At 46.1% G+C, this 16,916-nt stretch carries 13 protein-coding genes and 2 rRNA genes (1 of these 15 only partly in view); 12 read left to right on the top strand and 3 right to left on the bottom strand.

Annotated features, from left to right (window positions below):
* Positions 1-2,692 (top strand): 23S ribosomal RNA (locus BN1546_RS00280) (it extends 236 nt beyond the left edge of the window).
* A gap of 145 nt (positions 2,693-2,837) precedes the next feature.
* Positions 2,838-2,954 (top strand): 5S ribosomal RNA (gene rrf / locus BN1546_RS00275).
* 237 nt (positions 2,955-3,191) lie between these two features.
* On the opposite strand, the gene BN1546_RS00270 is transcribed toward rrf, so the two are convergent.
* Genes BN1546_RS00270 through BN1546_RS00260 form a run of 3 tightly spaced genes read right to left on the bottom strand, consistent with a single transcriptional unit; the run spans position 3,192 to position 6,307 of the window.
* Positions 3,192-4,301, bottom strand: a complete 1,110-nt coding sequence (locus BN1546_RS00270) for a CobW family GTP-binding protein (RefSeq protein WP_090735235.1) — start codon at positions 4,299-4,301, stop codon at positions 3,192-3,194.
* A gap of 18 nt (positions 4,302-4,319) precedes the next feature.
* Entirely contained in the window at positions 4,320-5,297 is a 978-nt protein-coding gene (locus BN1546_RS00265; RefSeq protein ID WP_090735232.1) for a TIGR03943 family putative permease subunit, read from the bottom strand.
* An 8-nt stretch (positions 5,298-5,305) separates the two neighbouring features.
* Entirely contained in the window at positions 5,306-6,307 is a 1,002-nt protein-coding gene (locus BN1546_RS00260; protein WP_090735229.1) for a permease, read from the bottom strand.
* A gap of 231 nt (positions 6,308-6,538) precedes the next feature.
* Between BN1546_RS00260 and BN1546_RS00255 the strand changes: the two genes are divergently transcribed.
* The 10 genes from BN1546_RS00255 to BN1546_RS00210 all read left to right on the top strand — a co-directional run bounded on the left by BN1546_RS00255 (position 6,539) and on the right by BN1546_RS00210 (position 16,898).
* Positions 6,539-7,630 (top strand): CobW family GTP-binding protein, encoded by a 1,092-nt coding sequence (locus BN1546_RS00255; RefSeq protein WP_090735226.1) that lies wholly within the window; start codon positions 6,539-6,541, stop codon positions 7,628-7,630.
* On the top strand, positions 7,627-8,739 hold the full coding sequence (locus tag BN1546_RS00250; RefSeq protein WP_090735223.1) for a FecCD family ABC transporter permease: 1,113 nt from the start codon (positions 7,627-7,629) through the stop codon (positions 8,737-8,739). Before BN1546_RS00255 ends, BN1546_RS00250 begins: the two co-directional genes overlap by 4 nt.
* Positions 8,736-9,569 carry an ABC transporter ATP-binding protein gene (locus BN1546_RS00245; protein WP_058831528.1) on the top strand — a complete coding sequence of 278 codons (834 nt, stop codon included), beginning with the start codon at positions 8,736-8,738 and terminating at the stop codon, positions 9,567-9,569. Before BN1546_RS00250 ends, BN1546_RS00245 begins: the two co-directional genes overlap by 4 nt.
* A gap of 21 nt (positions 9,570-9,590) precedes the next feature.
* A complete protein-coding gene (locus BN1546_RS00240; RefSeq protein ID WP_090735221.1) occupies positions 9,591-10,613 on the top strand; it encodes an ABC transporter substrate-binding protein in 1,023 nt (340 codons plus the stop codon).
* Positions 10,614-10,829: 216 nt separating this feature from the next.
* Positions 10,830-11,537: a metal ABC transporter ATP-binding protein gene (locus tag BN1546_RS00235; protein WP_172800051.1), complete on the top strand. Its 708-nt coding sequence runs from the start codon at positions 10,830-10,832 to the stop codon at positions 11,535-11,537.
* On the top strand, positions 11,483-12,331 hold the full coding sequence (locus BN1546_RS00230) for a metal ABC transporter permease (protein WP_014599709.1): 849 nt from the start codon (positions 11,483-11,485) through the stop codon (positions 12,329-12,331). The genes BN1546_RS00235 and BN1546_RS00230 overlap by 55 nt, the downstream gene beginning before the upstream one ends.
* A 35-nt stretch (positions 12,332-12,366) precedes the next feature.
* On the top strand, positions 12,367-13,365 hold the full coding sequence (locus BN1546_RS00225; protein ID WP_014599710.1) for a metal ABC transporter substrate-binding protein: 999 nt from the start codon (positions 12,367-12,369) through the stop codon (positions 13,363-13,365).
* A gap of 203 nt (positions 13,366-13,568) precedes the next feature.
* The gene (locus tag BN1546_RS00220; protein WP_090735217.1) at positions 13,569-15,830 is read left to right on the top strand and encodes an ATP-binding cassette domain-containing protein; all 2,262 of its coding nucleotides are present in this window, start codon (positions 13,569-13,571) and stop codon (positions 15,828-15,830) included.
* 11 nt (positions 15,831-15,841) lie between these two features.
* The gene (locus BN1546_RS00215; protein ID WP_013370959.1) at positions 15,842-16,264 is read left to right on the top strand and encodes a MarR family winged helix-turn-helix transcriptional regulator; all 423 of its coding nucleotides are present in this window, start codon (positions 15,842-15,844) and stop codon (positions 16,262-16,264) included.
* A gap of 271 nt (positions 16,265-16,535) precedes the next feature.
* On the top strand, positions 16,536-16,898 hold the full coding sequence (locus BN1546_RS00210; protein ID WP_014599711.1) for a response regulator: 363 nt from the start codon (positions 16,536-16,538) through the stop codon (positions 16,896-16,898).
* The last annotated feature ends 18 nt before the right edge of the window (positions 16,899-16,916 follow it).

Below are 16,916 nucleotides of genomic sequence, written 5' to 3'. Positions count from 1 at the left end.
ATTCCGTCAGTAGCGGCGAGCGAACGCGGATTAGCCCAAACCAAGGAGCTTGCTCCTTGGGGTTGTGGGACGTCTCATATGGAGTTACAAAGGAACCGGTTAGATGAAGAGGTCTGGAAAGGCCCGCCAGAGAAGGTAAAAGCCCTGTAGTTCAAAACTGGTTCCCTCCGAGACGGATCCCGAGTAGTGCGGGGCACGTGAAACCCCGTATGAATCCGGCAGGACCATCTGCCAAGGCTAAATACTCCCTGGCGACCGATAGTGAAGCAGTACCGTGAGGGAAAGGTGAAAAGCACCCCGGAAGGGGAGTGAAATAGATCCTGAAACCGTGTGCTTACAAGAAGTCAGAGCCTGATCGATGGGTGATGGCGTGCCTTTTGTAGAATGAACCGGCGAGTTACGTTCCCGTGCAAGGTTAAGGTGAAGAGCTGAAGCCGCAGCGAAAGCGAGTCTGAATAGGGCGAATGAGTACGTGGACGTAGACCCGAAACCGGGTGATCTACCCCTGTCCAGGGTGAAGGTGCGGTAACACGCACTGGAGGCCCGAACCCACGCATGTTGAAAAATGCGGGGATGAGGTGGGGGTAGCGGAGAAATTCCAATCGAACCCGGAGATAGCTGGTTCTCCCCGAAATAGCTTTAGGGCTAGCCTCGGAAAAAAGAATCGTGGAGGTAGAGCACTGATTGGGTGCGGGGCCCGCAAGGGTTACCAAGCTCAGTCAAACTCCGAATGCCATAGATTTAGTTCCGGGAGTCAGACAGTGAGTGCTAAGATCCATTGTCGAAAGGGAAACAGCCCAGACCATCAGCTAAGGTCCCCAAGTGTGTGTTAAGTGGGAAAGGATGTGGAGTTGCACAGACAACCAGGATGTTGGCTTAGAAGCAGCCACCATTGAAAGAGTGCGTAATAGCTCACTGGTCGAGTGACTCTGCGCCGAAAATGTAACGGGGCTAAACACACCACCGAAGCTATGGCTTGATGCTTGCATCAGGGGTAGGGGAGCGTTGAATGCGGGTTGAAGGTGTACCGGAAGGAGCGCTGGACTGCATTCAAGTGAGAATGCCGGTATGAGTAACGAAAAGATCTGTGAGAATCAGATCCGCCGAAAGCCTAAGGGTTCCTGAGGAAGGTTCGTCCGCTCAGGGTAAGTCGGGACCTAAGGCGAGGCCGATAGGCGTAGTCGAAGGACAACAGGTAGAAATTCCTGTACCACCGTAATCCGTGATGAGCGATGGGGTGACGCAGTAGGGTAGTGACGCGGACTGATGGATGTCCGTCTAAGCAGTGAGGCTGATGTGTAGGCAAATCCGCACATCGTTAAGGCTGGGCTGTGATGGGGAGCGAAAATTATAGTAGCGAAGGTCATGATCTCAGACTGCCAAGAAAAGCCTCTAGCCAGGAGAAGGTGCCCGTACCGCAAACCGACACAGGTAGGCGAGAAGAGAATTCTAAGGCGCGCGGAAGAACTCTCGTTAAGGAACTCGGCAAAATGACCCCGTAACTTCGGGAGAAGGGGTGCCTCGGTAGGGTGAATAGCCCGAGGGGGCCGCAGTGAAAAGGCCCAAGCGACTGTTTAGCAAAAACACAGGTCTGTGCGAAGCCGCAAGGCGAAGTATACGGGCTGACGCCTGCCCGGTGCTGGAAGGTTAAGGGGAGTGGTAAGCTCTTCGGAGCGAAGCTATGAACCGAAGCCCCAGTAAACGGCGGCCGTAACTATAACGGTCCTAAGGTAGCGAAATTCCTTGTCAGGTAAATTCTGACCCGCACGAATGGCGTAACGACTTGGGCGCTGTCTCAACGAGAGATCCGGTGAAATTTTAATACCTGTGAAGATGCAGGTTACCCGCGACAAGACGGAAAGACCCCATGGAGCTTTACTGCAGCTTGATATTGAATTTGGGTACGATCTGTACAGGATAGGTGGGAGCCGTAGAACTTTGAGCGCCAGCTTGAAGGGAGGCATCCTTGGGATACCACCCTGATCGTATCTAGGTTCTAACTTGGTACCGTGATCCGGTACGAGGACAGTGTCAGGTGGGCAGTTTGACTGGGGCGGTCGCCTCCTAAAGAGTAACGGAGGCGCCCCAAGGTTCCCTCAGAATGGTTGGAAATCATTCGAAGAGTGCAAAGGCAGAAGGGAGCTTGACTGCGAGACCTACAAGTCGAGCAGGGACGAAAGTCGGGCTTAGTGATCCGGTGGTACCGCATGGAAGGGCCATCGCTCAACGGATAAAAGCTACCCTGGGGATAACAGGCTTATCTCCCCCAAGAGTCCACATCGACGGGGAGGTTTGGCACCTCGATGTCGGCTCATCGCATCCTGGGGCTGAAGTAGGTCCCAAGGGTTGGGCTGTTCGCCCATTAAAGCGGTACGCGAGCTGGGTTCAGAACGTCGTGAGACAGTTCGGTCCCTATCTGTCGTGGGCGTAGGAAATTTGAGAGGAGCTGTCCTTAGTACGAGAGGACCGGGATGGACGTACCGCTGGTGTACCAGTTGTTCCGCCAGGAGCACCGCTGGGTAGCTATGTACGGAAGGGATAAGCGCTGAAAGCATCTAAGCGTGAAGCCCCCCTCAAGATGAGATTTCCCAGTATGTAAGACCCCTTGAAGACGACGAGGTAGATAGGTTGGGGGTGGAAGTGCAGTAATGCATGGAGCTGACCAATACTAATCGGTCGAGGGCTTATCCTAAAGATAAGACGCAATAAGTTTCGGATCCAGTTTTCAGGGTGTAAGTTCAGTATGTCGTCAGCTCAAGTAGCTGAAGTTACACGGACAAACACACAGCATTTGGCGATGCTGATTCCTGAAAAAGGATTTACGGTGTAAATTCATGTTTGGTGGCGATAGCGGAGGGGTTCCACACGTACCCATCCCGAACACGACCGTTAAGCCCTCCAGCGCCGATGGTACTTGGACCGCAGGGTCCTGGGAGAGTAGGACGTTGCCAAGCAAATAATAGTATGACTCTGCATAGTCGTACTCAGGTCGTCGAGAAAGCTTCGACGGCTTTTTTTATTTTCCCATCATTCAACATAACGTCCTATAAGTATATAATGCGTATATGCAAATTTTGTGATAGTTACGAAAAAAGGCTGTTCCATGACTTTTAAAGGTCAAGGAACAGCTTTTTATAACTTAATTTCGTAGACATTTCGGAGGGGAATTTCATCTTGAGCCGATCTGTCGATTACAGCGAAACGAAGCACTGTTCCCATTGGTCAGTAATGGATGCTTTGTCAAGCTGTTCTCCAATGAGTGTGACATATCCCTGGCTCACCGGAAGTACGGTGGGCTGCCATTCCAAGTGACTTCCTGAGAATTGCAGAAGCATTGTGCCCTCATGCGGGAGCACACAATAACCTTTCGCTCGAAGAAGCGAGGAACCTAGCCCGGTCAGGAAGTCTTCTAATCGTTGCTTTTCCAATGGCCGAGGAGAATATTGATGCAGGGTTAAGCTCTCCAGACGGGAAAAGGAAGGGGGACGGTTGCGATCATGACTGTGGTTATGAGGATGTGCAGAGATCACTTTGAATGCGGTATTTTTGAAGGTACTGCTAGGTCTTTCATTATCTTTGGTGGGAATTGGGATAGGCGATGCTTCTGCATCATTGGGCTGTACCTGTGCAGATGTATGTTGAAATACTTGTACAGGTTTCGGATCAAGCATTACGGAGGTTAGGACAGGTTCCAGCAGTGGTTCAAGGTCAATGCGGCTGTATTCAGTAGTTTGTAGCTTAGCTGTATTGTTGAGCTTGCGGATGTTCTTGACGACCTTAGCCACTTCACGGCTACTTGCGACATCCGTTTTGTTCACCACAATGAAGTCGGCGGAGCGAAGCTGTCCATGCAGAGTCCGAACCAGCTCCTTGTCTGCAGTAAAGCGGCTGTTGTATTCAGGGAACAGCACAGCATCCACCACACTGATGCTGTGAACCAGATACAGCCGATCTGCCAGCAGTGGAGAGAGAAGTTCCTCCAACACTTGCTCGGGGTTGGCTACTCCGGTGGTCTCCATGAAGATCACATCCGGCTTTTGGATGAGTAGGGTATGCAGTGCGCCAGCCAGCTCATTTCTTTTGCTGCAACAAATGCAGCCCTCTAGCAGTCCTTCCACTTTTACGTCAGGCATTTCCTCTGAAATAATAGCGCTGTCTACATCATATTCGCCCATTTCGTTCATTAAAACAGCAGCACGAAGGGGAATCTGGCGAGTATGGGCTAACAGCCGCAAAAGTAGCGTTGTTTTGCCGCTTCCAAGAAAACCACTGATTAATATAACAGGAACCTTGTTCATCATTTTTCCTCCTTGGTGGGTTTAGTTCGCTGCATTCAAGCGATCATAGGTTGCTACCGAGTCTGCCTGGGTATAGACATAAGGAGATTCTGGCTGTTTGACAGTCGTTATTTTATTGGATTGAATTTCAAGTACGGGTGTATTGCCCTTTTGCGTTGCATGCAGTGTTCCTTCAATAGTCACCCAGGTATCCTTGTCAAAGGATGGAGGGTTCTGGGATTGGACGATAATCCCGAATGGCATAGCATCAGCAGTACAGCACATAACGAGGAATCTTCCTACTGCAAATAGACCTTTACCCGGTAGGTTGTCGTCCTTATAGACAAAGCCAGTCACCTGTACTTTTTTTCCTTGAAAAGCGTGCTTATACAGTTCGATCGCTCCTATAGTTTCGGAGAAAATCTCCGGATGGATCTGTATAACGGGTTGCTGATACAGACGTTTCGCCAGCTCGGCGAACTCTACATTGTACTCATCCGGCGGAACGAACAGCTTATCAAGCGCTTCCCGACTCCATTTTCCCCTTAGTGGGAGCGAAGTTGGTGTGAAAGATGTAGTTGATACAAGGGAGGAGGCGGGTGTGTTCGTGGTTTGTATGTCTGTTTTTCGTCGGATATCCGGGTTGGGATAGGTGAAGGACATGCCTTTTTTGGCTGCCATATCACTGCCAAGCGCCTGATTGGGCAGCAGTGAGCCGAATAGCAGCGGAATGAGCAGCATTCCATATACGAGTGTTTTTTTAAACCAGCTTTGCGGTAACGGATGCTCACAATCGCATACATCTTGACCATCCGGCCCTCCCACGATTACGTGCCATGCCATCCCCAAAGCGATGAACATAAGTGGCACAGGACAGAGTAAAAGCAGCTTTTGCATGTGCGGAGCCAAGTAGTAATGAAGTGCACTCGTGCGGTGTAATGTGATAATGTATACAGCTAATCCGATCATGAGCAAGGAGCGCATGCCATATTGACAGCGGATGCTAAAGGTTGAATTCACGTTTGTATTTACCTCCCCAATAACCATTCAGCAGCTATAGAGCCGATCAGAACGAGTAAAATAATGAGCATGCCCAAGATTACGACAAATTTGGTGCGAAAGGTGCTGAGCAGCATGAGTGTGCCTTTGAAATCAAGCATCGGGCCGAGTACTAGAAAGGCTGCCAGTGGACCCAGTGTAAAGGTATGCGAAAAAGCAGTAGCTACAAAGGCATCGGAGGTGGAGCACAGCGACAGCACATAGGCAAAGCCCATCATAAAGGCGTACGAGCCGGCCGTTCCATTGCTTAAGGAAAGCATTTCATCACGTGGGATAAAGGTTTGAATGCAAGCTGTCAATAATGCGCCGATAATGAGATATTTACTCATGTCCAAAAACTCATCGCCAGCATGTACAAAAAATCCCCGCCATGTGCGGTTATGCTGATGAATCTGATTGTTCTGCTTTTGCTGGTTAAAAGAGAGCAACGACCGTTTGAGCGGATGCGCACGCACAAAGGCATATACGATCAATCCGATGGTCGCGGAAACGACAAAGGCCAAACCCATTCGAACGACAGTGACCTCAGGGTGGGAAGGGAAAGCCATTATCGTGGCAGCCAGTACTACGGGATTGATAATAGGTCCGCTTAAGATAAAAGTGATACCCATATAGGCAGGCATTCCCTTGAGCATTAATTGGCGAACGACAGGGATCATGCCGCACTCACAGATGGGAAACAGCATACCTAGCAAGGAGGCGAGCAGGACACCCGGCACAGGATGCGCAGGCGCTATTTTACGAATCCATGTCTCCGGTACAAGCCACTGCAAAAGGGATGAGATAAGTACACCGATCAGGAGAAACGGAACAGCCTCCAGAAAAATACTCATAAATACCGTCTTTAATGACTGCAGCTGCCCCATACCTAACAAACGAAGCCACTGAGGAGATAGCGTAATAAGCACAGGGATGAGAAAGGCAAACGGAATCATAAAAGGCAGCATCTTTAACAGCGTACTGTTTTTCATTCCACATCTCCTTGGGAATAAGGATTCTTATCTACATCCTATGCCTGTGTTGGGACAATCATGCCGCAGGATTATGCTTGAATCACCTCCTATATTGACAATTCAAAGCGTGGTCATATATATTTATGTTTATTAATAGTAATTATTACGATTAAAAATTGACAAATGATTGCAAGAAGAAAACTTTTACGGTACGATCCATATTAGTGCTGTAAAGACAAGGAGGATTATATGATACCGATTGTTGTTTTATCCGGATTTTTGGGCAGCGGGAAAACAACTCTTCTTCAGCATGCGCTGGCTTACTACAAGGAGCAGGGTCTCAAGCCAGCTATTTTGATGAATGAGTTGGGTGATGTTAATCTGGACGGCAGTTTGGTGAATGACCAAGCCCCCATGAAGGAAATGCTCAGTGGCTGTATATGCTGTACCATTCGCGGGGATTTGGGCGTCGAGCTCATGAATCTTGCCGAGGAATATAAGCCGGATGTGATTATTGTAGAATGTACCGGAGTGGCTAATCCAATGGAGATTGTAGATGCAGTGACAGATGCCTCCATATATTCTTCTATGGTTTTACAATCTGTTATCACGGTCATGGACGCGCGTCAATTTCTGGATTTTTCCTTGGGTAGTGAGAGAAGCAAGTCGTTTCGTTTGATGCAGGATCAGCTACGATGTGCTTCCAAACTGATTATTAACAAGACTGATTTATTGGCTGCGGGAGAATTGCAGAAAGTACAGGCCTTTGTAAAAGAATTAAATCCTTATGCTTTGACTGTAAGCACGGAGCGGAGTGACGTAGACCCGGTTACCTTTTTCTCCATTCAAGGAGAACGGATGGAAGTTTCGCGGCAAAAGGAGTCCACAGTCGATATTGGGAATGATCATCATTATGCGGAAAATCGTCTTCACACGTATGGTCATGATGACCATACAGACCATCATCCTCATGACTGTCAAGAGCCTGAGCACCACGACCATGACCATGACCACAAACACGGAGAGCATTATCATTCCTACGACCATGTAGTTGTTCATACGCATTTTTTTGGACAACCTGTGTCACGATTCGAGTTTGAACAGTTGTTCCGCAGTTTGCCTGCTGAAATTTACCGGGCCAAAGGAATTGTCCGGTTCTTGGAATCGGAGGGGCAGATGATGTTCCAATTTGCCTATCGTGAGCTGGAAATCATTCCAATTCGACCGCAAAAGCCAGTGAACGATGTTGCGGTTATTATGGGCGAGAATTTCTCTGCTTCTGAGATCGAGGAACGATTGAAAAGGCTGGAAGCGGCTGCAAAGCCACTGGCTAGTTCATGATTTCGAGAACAAGCAGCGATTATTCATCCAAGGCTAATTCTCGAGCTGATCTAGCAGGGAAGCCTCCATGGAGATTTACAACAATTCTGCTGCTGTTAACTGCTGGGCTTGTGCTGTCAGTTACACTCGCAGTCATGCTGGGGCCTGTGGCTGTCGCTCCAGGGACAGTATGGCGAATTGCGCTGTCCCATCTGCCCTGGCTGGATCAGTGGGTACCCATGACATGGACCAAACCGGAGCAATATATCGTCTGGGAAATTCGCTTTCCGCGTGTGCTGCTAGGTGTTGCTGTGGGAGCAGGGCTTGCTGTTACCGGAGCGGCTATACAGGCATTAATTCGCAATTCGTTAGCGGACCCCTATATTTTAGGAGTCTCGTCGGGGGCTTCAGTGACAGCGACGTTAGTTATTGTGTTTGGAGCTTTTGGATTTTTGGGACGACTTGCACTGCCCCTATCTGCTTTTATAGGCTCTCTAGCTGCGATGCTCATGGTGTTCGCGTTGGCTCGTGTGGCCGGACGGATATCGACGACCCGCTTGCTGTTGGCAGGGGTGGCGGTATCTATGATGCTGTCGGCTGTGACTAGCTTTATCGTTACGATGGCTCCGAATGAAAAAGGCATCCGTGACGCGATGTATTGGATGATGGGAAGTCTGGCAGGCGCTCAATGGGATACGATTTTTATTCCAAGTCTCATTATAACCGTTGGAACGGCCGTCCTTTTAACCCGATATCGTTCACTGAATGCTTTGCTAACGGGGGAAGAAGCCGCCGTAACGCTCGGTGTGAACGTGCAGGCGTTCCGTGTATTATTGGTTGTTGTCGCTTCCCTTTTAACCGGGGCAGTCGTATCAGTCAGTGGCTCAATTGGCTTTGTCGGGCTTATGATTCCACACATCGTTAGGCTAATAGTGGGATCGGATCATCGACGTGTCCTGCCTGTCAGCCTGCTTCTGGGAGCTATCTTTGTCGTGTGGGCAGACGTATGTGCCCGGCTCGTGCTTGCTCCGCAGGAACTGCCGATTGGTATTGTAACAGCTGTGTGCGGTGGACCCTTTTTTGTATGGCTGCTGCGGCGCAGCTCCTACTCGTTTGGAGGCGAAAAATGAATATAGAAGTCGAATGCGTGACATTCAGTATTCACGATAAACGATTGATCGACGGTATCAGTCTCCAGGTGAGAACAGGAGAGCTGGTCGGGCTGATCGGTCCCAATGGCAGCGGCAAATCGACGTTGCTTAAGAATATGTATCGTGTGTTAAGACCTGATAGTGGTTTGGTGACGCTGGATGGCCAGGATTTACTACGGATGAAGTACAAAGAGACGGCACGACAAATGGCAGTGGTAAGTCAGGATGCGCCCCAAACGTTTGATTTTTCAGTACGGGACATCGTCCTGATGGGCCGCCATCCTCATAAGAAGCTGCTGGAAGCAGATACCGTCTTCGATCATGAACTGGTTGAGCAGGCGCTGGAGCGGGTAGGCATGAATGCTCAAGCGGATCAGGGGTTTGCTACTCTGTCGGGCGGTGAAAAGCAACGGGTATTGATCGCCAGAGCTTTGGCCGGACAGGCAAAATTTCTCATTTTAGACGAGCCGACGAATCATCTCGATATCCGGTATCAGCTGCAAATTCTCGATTTGGTCAAAACACTTCAGATCACTGCTTTAGCTGCACTGCATGATTTAAATTTGGCGGCATGTTATTGTGACCGATTGTATGTATTAAAAGAAGGCAAGGTGGTAGCCTCCGGCATAACAGAGAATGTGCTTCAGCCTGACCTGCTGCGCAGTGTATTTGGGGTGGAAACAGAAATTCGCATTCATCCGAAAACCGGGAAACCGAGTATTACCTTTTTACCGGATTCTCTCAGAGGTGGAGCCGTCCACGACATTAACAGAACAAATGGTGATCCGATGAAGTCAGTTAAACTGTGAATGAAAGAGGAGACGGTACATATGAATAAATATAGCAAACCTGCATTGCCGCTGGTTATGCTTGCTTTGGCGATGATGCTGTTGTTATCGGCCTGCACAGCAGGAAACACGGCTCAAACCACAAATTCATCTGCAAACGGGCAGCAACCTGATGCATCGCAATCATCGGCCCAAGAGAAGGCAGTAGAGATTGAGAATATGGGTGTAAAAATGGTATTTCCCGAAGCGCCCAAACGCGCGGTTACATTGAACCAGCATGCGACAGAAGTTATGCTGGCCCTTGGGCTGGAATCTTCTATGGTAGGAACTGCATATTTGGATGATCAGATTTTGCCTAAATATAAGAATCAATATGATAAAATCCCGGTTCTGGCCAAACAATATCCGTCCAAAGAGGTGTTTATGGCTGCTGCACCGGATTTTGCCTACGCGGGCTGGAAGAGTGCCTTTAATGATAAAAATCTGGGTTCCCGTGAGGAGCTTGCCCAACAGGGCGTGCAAACCTATGTACAGGAATCCTCCAATAAGCCGGGTCCTATACTAGAAGATGTATATCGGGATATACTAAATATTGGACGTATTTTCCGGGTTGAGGAGCGCGCAGAAAAACTTGTAAATGACATTCGTGCACAAGTGCAGTCCATTCAGACTCAAATTGGTATGGTTGAACGGGCACCCAAGGTTTTTGTCTATGACAGCGGTGAAGACAAGCCATTTACGGCTGCCAACAATTATCTGACGTCTTTGATTACAAGTGTGAAGGCAAAAAATATTTTTGATGATATCGACAAAAGTTTTACGGAAGTAAGCTGGGAAGAGGTCGTAAACCGCAACCCTGATGTTATTATTATTCTCGACTACGGAGATACTTCACTGGCTGATAAAGAAAAGCTGCTGTTGAGCAAGCCTGCACTGGCTGGTGTCGAAGCGATCAAAAACAAACGGTTTGTGGTGTTGCCTCTATCCGCAGCGGCTGAAGGCGTGCGCGCACCGATTGCACTGAAAACCTTGGCTGTAGGTTTGTATCCGGACAAAGTGAAATAAACAAACAAAAGAGTTGCCAAAACATTGACGAACCTTGCCTAAACTGTTAAACTTGCTAATGCGTAAAGGTTACGTTTATCAAGCGCTTATTTTTTTATTACCAAATCGTAATAATTACGGTAGATGGTTTAATGATCATAAACGACCTGGAGAATCTGCGCTATGATGACCGCTCAGATGGCTCCAGGCTTTTTAAAGGAAAAGGAGATTTGTATCATGTTATTGGCCTCATTGGAACAGGTCACATTTGGCTACGGAGATGTTCCTAACTTGGTGGATGCCAATGTTGAAATTTTTTCCGGAGAATTTGTGGCTATTACCGGACCGAATGGTGCTTCTAAATCGACGATGCTCAAGTTGCTGCTCGGTTTACTTCAGCCTTGGAAGGGCAAAGTGTTTATGTCCGACCGTACAGGTGAAGGCAAAAAGCTCGTTGTCGGATTTGTATCACAACAAATTGCTGCCTTCAATGGAGGGTTTCCAAGTACCATTCTGGAATTTGTCCGTTCGGGTAGATACACTCATGGCTCTTGGCTGCGCCGGATGCGGACTGAGGATCATGATCTGACAGAACAGGCGCTTCGTCAGGTAGGGATGTGGGATTTACGGCATCGCAAAATCGGTGAATTGTCTGGTGGACAGAAGCAGCGTATTTGTGTGGCAAGGGCACTTGCTCAGGAATCGGATTTGCTCATTTTGGATGAGCCCACGACCGGAATGGATCAGGAAAGCCGACATCACTTCTACGATCTGATGAATCAACAGGTTAAGGAATATGGAAGAACCGTAGTCATGGTTACACATGGACTATCGGAAGTGCAACATTATCTGGATCGTATTATTGAGCTTGAAAGGAAGGAAGATGGCGGATGGAAATGCTGCACTACGACTTCATGCAGCGGGCATTTTGTGCCGGTGGGGTAATTGCACTGCTGGCCTCGGTGCTTGGAGTTTACCTGATGCTACGGCGCCAGGCTCTCATGGCGGACATGCTATCGCATGTATCGCTGGCAGGGGTGGCAGCAGGTGCCTATTTAGGGATTAACCCGACGATAACTGGATTTATTGTTGCCGTGATCGGCGCGATTATTGTTGAATACGTCCGCAGGTCTTATAAAACATATAGTGAGATTTCTGTGGCTATTATTATGGTAGGCGGCCTCTCGACGGCTGTTATTTTAATGAATCTGAATCAGAGCATCAACAAAGGCTTTTCCGCTTATTTGTTTGGTTCGGTAGTAGCCGTCAATCAGACAGAGCTGATGTTAATGATTGTTGTGGCTGTCATCGGTGGTATTTTCTTTTTTGTATTCAGGCGCCCTTTGTATCAGATTACCTTTGATGAAGAAACGGCAAAGACCAATGGTCTTCCTGTCAAGTCTATCTCGTTTGCGTTTAGTATTTTAACAGGGATGATTGTAGCTGCAGCCATGCCGATTGTCGGTGTGCTGCTCGTCTCCTCATTAATCGTACTGCCTGCTGCCCTGGCGATTCGAATTGCACCGAGCTTTGCGGCAGCTATCTGGATATCCATGATCACCGCATTGATCGGCGTATTTATGGGATTAACCGCATCATATGAACTCAGTACACCCCCAGGGGGGACGATTGCTATGGTGCTATTATTATTCCTGATCGTAGGAGCTAGTATTCAAAAGCTGGTCCGTAAGCTTGGCAAGCAACAGGCTTCCCGACGTAAGAATACGGCAGGTCAGTGAGCTTATAAAAAACTAAAACATAAGGAGTTATGAATATGAATACATGGTTCAAAAAATCATTTGTATTGTCCACGGGGCTAGCACTTATTTTGGCCGGTTGCGGAGCTAAATCTGATAATGCAGCCACGAATGCATCCCAAACCGAACCTAATACGGCACAAACAGCGGACAGTGGTAAAAAACTGAATGTGGTCACCACTTTTTACCCAATGTATGAATTTACCAAGCAAGTTGCCGGAGATCATGCTAACGTAACTGCGTTGATTCCTGCCGGTGCTGAGCCGCATGACTGGGAGCCAAGCGCCAAGGATATGGCACAGGTTAAGGATGCTGATGTATTTGTTTATAACGGGATCGTCGAAGGTTGGGCAGAACAGGCTTTGAGCAGCGCATCGAATGATAAGCGTGTAGTAGTGGAAGCAAGCAAAGGGTTGAACTTGATGGAAGGATCTGCTGAAGAGGAAGAAGGAGAAGAAGCACACGCAGAGGAAGGCCATGATCACGATCATGTGCTGGACCCTCATGTATGGCTTGATCCAGTCTTAGCTCAAAAAGAAGTAGAAGCTATAGAAGCAGGGCTTGTAAAAGCCGATCCTGCAAACAAAGCAGACTATGAGAAAAACGCTGATGCTTATATCGCTAAGCTGAAAGAACTGGATAACGAGTTCAAAACGGGTCTGAAAGATGTAAAACGTAAAGACTTTATTACGCAGCATGCTGCTTTTAGCTATTTGGCGAAGCAATATGGTCTGACCCAAGTACCCATTGCTGGTTTATCTCCAGAGCAAGAGCCTACACCGGACAAATTGGCAGGTATTATCAAGTTTGCTAAAGAAAATAATGTAAAGACAATTTTCTTTGAAACATTGGTTGATCCGAAGGTTGCCGAGACCGTAGCTACGGAAATTGGTTCGAAAACGGATGTGCTGAATCCGCTTGAAGGGTTGACAGATGAAGACAAGCAGAAGAATCTAGATTACCTGGGTGTAATGAAAAACAACCTGGAGGCTTTGAAAAAAGCTCTGAATGAATAAGTAAACTTTAAATAAATAGTTCGAAAAAGACGTCTGCATAAATAGCAGCGTCTTTTTTTATGACTATCGGCACTTTAGTTACTGGTGATTCTCGTGTCTACTGACTAAGTTCAACATTGCCATTCATAAAAATAATGATAAAATATAGTTGAGCATATCAACTATTAACCCTAATCAACTATATTACAAAGAAGGTAAATGAAATGAGTGACAATTGTATACGGGTATTAGGAGCGAGGGAACGAAATCTAAAAAATATAGATGTGGTGATCTCCAAAAAAGAAATTACGGTTTTTACGGGTGTATCTGGCTCAGGGAAATCATCTTTGGTATTCGATACAATAGCGGCAGAATCACAACGGCAATTAAATGAAACCTATACAAGTTTTATTCGTCACCGTATGCCGCATTATGGAAAACCAGATGTGGATACCATTGAAAATTTATCAGTCGCTTTTATTATCAATCAAAAACGGTTGGGTGGTAACGCAAGATCAACAGTAGGGACCGTTACAGATATTTATTCTCTATTACGACTGTTATTTTCACGAATCGGAACTCCGTTTGTGGGGTACTCTGATGTGTTCTCATTCAATAATCTGGCGGGTATGTGCAGCCAATGTCAAGGTTTGGGAAAGGTTGAAACAATTGATATCGAACGACTGTTAGATAAAAACAAATCCTTAAACGAGGGCGCAGTCTGTTTTCCCACCTTTGAACCTGGGGGTTGGCGATTAACACGCTATATTCATTCAGGTTTTTTTGATAATGACAAAAAAATTAAGGATTATTCCGAAGCTGAGTTGGAAATGCTTCTCTACGCTGATGGTATAAAAGTGAAAAATCCCTCACCTGAATGGCATAAAACCTCGTTGTATGAGGGGCTGATTCCGCGCATTGAGCGGAGTTTTCTAAAAAAAGAAGAAGGAGAAAAGACAAGATATAGTAAACAAATTGAGCGTTTTGTTACCAAACAGACTTGTTCACACTGCAACGGGACACGCCTGAGTGACAAGGTCCTGTCTTGTAAAGTGAATGGGAAAAATATCGCTGAATGTGCTGAAATGCAGGTGAGTGAACTTTTAGAGTTTATTGAGACCATTCATACTCCGGTGTCCGCCACAATCGTTTCTGAGTTAGCCAATCGGCTGCAGCAGATGGTATCGATTGGATTAGGCTATTTAAGTCTAAATAGAGAAACATCTACTCTTTCAGGTGGGGAGTCGCAAAGAATTAAAATGGTCTGTCAACTGGGAAGTAGCCTGACTGACCTTACTTATATTTTCGACGAACCAAGCATAGGTCTACATCCCCATGACATAAGCAAAATAAATGACCTTATGAAACTTTTGCGAGACAAAGGCAACACCGTGCTTATTGTGGAACATGACCCCGATCTGATAAAGATTGCAGATCATATAATCGACATGGGACCGAGTGCAGGAATTTATGGCGGTGAAATTGTATATCAGGGAGACTTACAGGGATTAAAGGAATCGGGTACACTGACTGGAAAATATTTATCACACCAGCCTGAGTATAAACTCAATACACGCACCCCAAAAGGCTGGCTTTCCATCGAAAATGCAACGTTACATAATCTGAAAAATATTTCGGTTCAAATACCCAAAGGAGTAATGACCGTTGTAACTGGTGTCGCTGGTTCAGGAAAAAGTACGCTTATCAATCAAGTATTACCTCAATTTTATCCCAAAACTGTATTCATTGATCAAAAAGGGATACAAGCGTCAAAGCGTTCAAATATAGCCACCTTTATGGGGGTCTTTGATAGGATCAGAAAGTTATTTGCAAAAAAGAACGGTGTTAGTGCCTCCCTGTTCAGCTTCAATTCCCAAGGGGCTTGTTCTGTTTGTAAAGGCTTGGGTGTTACATACACAGATTTAGCTTTTATGGATACAATTGTTACCGTGTGCGAGGAATGCCAAGGGGATCGTTTTACCGATGAAGTGCTCCAATACAAGCTAAGAGGCAAAAATATTAGTGAAGTTCTTAAAATGACCGTAGCAGAAGCTTTGGAATTTTTTCAGGAAAAAGAAATTAGCAGGGTATTAAACATGCTTTCAGATGTTGGAATCACTTATATTCCTTTGGGACAACCACTAAACACTTTATCAGGCGGGGAATTACAGAGGATAAAGCTTGCTTCCGAGCTTGAAAATGACGGGCAAATTTATGTTCTGGACGAACCTTCAACTGGCCTGCATATGGCGGATATAAAACAGTTAATTGGTGTAATGAATCGCCTAGTGGAACAAAATTCAACCCTTATTGTAATCGAACATAATTTAGACATTATTTGTCAGGCTGATTGGATTATCGACTTAGGTCCTTTTGCCGGGCAAAATGGTGGTGAAATCATATTTACAGGCTTACCAGAAGATTTAGTTAAATGCAGACATTCACTTACAGGAAGTTACCTGAAGGAATATATCGGGCGCACATAGGAGGAAAAGCAATGCCAACAAAAGATTTAGAAGATCGTTATGTCCCTTTTCAATGTATGATTTTAGCATACTCTAACCGGTTCAGCGTAGAAGGTGTATCAACGGCACAATACTATATACTGGATACTTTGAATAAGCAAGGTCCAAAAACCACAAAGGAACTTGCTGAAATGAAAGGTATTACACAGTCGGGGATCTCTAAATTGACAAAACGCCTACTGGAGAAAAAGTATATAAATCAGGAAAGGCAAACCAATGACCGCCGCTCTTATAACATTGTACTTACCAGTGAGGGAAAAGCGTTTCTTAGCCGTGTTGACGATTTCGGGAATGAAATCATGAATTTAATTGAAGAAGCATTAACAGCAGATGAAGTACAGTCCTTTTCAATGATGTGCAAGAAAATTACGAGCTTATACGCTGAGAAGCTGTAGGATAGCCCGCAGCTTTTCAACCCGGCTTATATAGGGCTAAGGGTTTAAAAGATACTAGTACTTTGTAATCTTCATACTATAGAGATGATTTACATCATTGCGAAACGTTTTTATTGAAATTAATGCTGTAGTAGCTAGTTTTAAATTCCTTTTATAATTCAATGGTAGCGTTTTTCTTTTTACAGATTCTTTCTATTAATATAACTAGTTTTTTCACCGATATTGAAGTTTGGGCGTGAATTTCATAAGACAACGGATTGGAGAGGTTAACTTGGCAACAGTTATAATAGTAGATGATTCTTTATTTATGCGTTCTGTGCTTAAGGATATTCTGTTGGATTTAGGTCACTCTGTTATTGCAGAAGCGGAAAATGGGTATGATGCAGTTTTGAAATATGCACACTTTCGACCAGATTTAATCACCATGGATATTAATATGCCTAAAATGGATGGGCTTGAGGCTGTTAAAAAGATTGTAGAGCTTGATCCTAAAGCCAACATCTTAATGTGTTCTGCTTTGGGTCAGCAGGAAGCCATTATACAAGCATTTAAGGCAGGAGCAAAAGATTTTATTGTTAAGCCATTTGAGATGGAAAGGGTCGTGAATGCAGTCACAAAAATGCTGGATAATTAATGAATCAAGCTTTTAATA

It is taken from the genome of Paenibacillus sp. Mc5Re-14 (genome assembly GCF_001049835.1).
Lineage (GTDB): Bacteria > Bacillota > Bacilli > Paenibacillales > Paenibacillaceae > Paenibacillus > Paenibacillus polymyxa_C.
This window is presented reverse-complemented; position numbering and strand designations above follow the sequence as displayed.

Excerpts from the sequence above, each read along its gene's own strand:
- BN1546_RS00270 (WP_090735235.1), bottom strand. The coding sequence starts at position 4,301 with ATGATGAACAAGGTTCCTGTTATATTAATCAGTGGTTTTCTTGGAAGC.
- BN1546_RS00260 (WP_090735229.1), bottom strand. The coding sequence starts at position 6,307 with ATGAAAAACAGTACGCTGTTAAAGATGCTGCCTTTTATGATTCCGTTT.
- BN1546_RS00255 (WP_090735226.1), top strand. The coding sequence starts at position 6,539 with ATGATACCGATTGTTGTTTTATCCGGATTTTTGGGCAGCGGGAAAACA.
- BN1546_RS00250 (WP_090735223.1), top strand. The coding sequence starts at position 7,627 with ATGATTTCGAGAACAAGCAGCGATTATTCATCCAAGGCTAATTCTCGA.
- BN1546_RS00245 (WP_058831528.1), top strand. The coding sequence starts at position 8,736 with ATGAATATAGAAGTCGAATGCGTGACATTCAGTATTCACGATAAACGA.
- BN1546_RS00240 (WP_090735221.1), top strand. The coding sequence starts at position 9,591 with ATGAATAAATATAGCAAACCTGCATTGCCGCTGGTTATGCTTGCTTTG.
- BN1546_RS00235 (WP_172800051.1), top strand. The coding sequence starts at position 10,830 with ATGTTATTGGCCTCATTGGAACAGGTCACATTTGGCTACGGAGATGTT.
- BN1546_RS00230 (WP_014599709.1), top strand. The coding sequence starts at position 11,483 with ATGGAAATGCTGCACTACGACTTCATGCAGCGGGCATTTTGTGCCGGT.
- BN1546_RS00225 (WP_014599710.1), top strand. The coding sequence starts at position 12,367 with ATGAATACATGGTTCAAAAAATCATTTGTATTGTCCACGGGGCTAGCA.
- BN1546_RS00220 (WP_090735217.1), top strand. The coding sequence starts at position 13,569 with ATGAGTGACAATTGTATACGGGTATTAGGAGCGAGGGAACGAAATCTA.
- BN1546_RS00215 (WP_013370959.1), top strand. The coding sequence starts at position 15,842 with ATGCCAACAAAAGATTTAGAAGATCGTTATGTCCCTTTTCAATGTATG.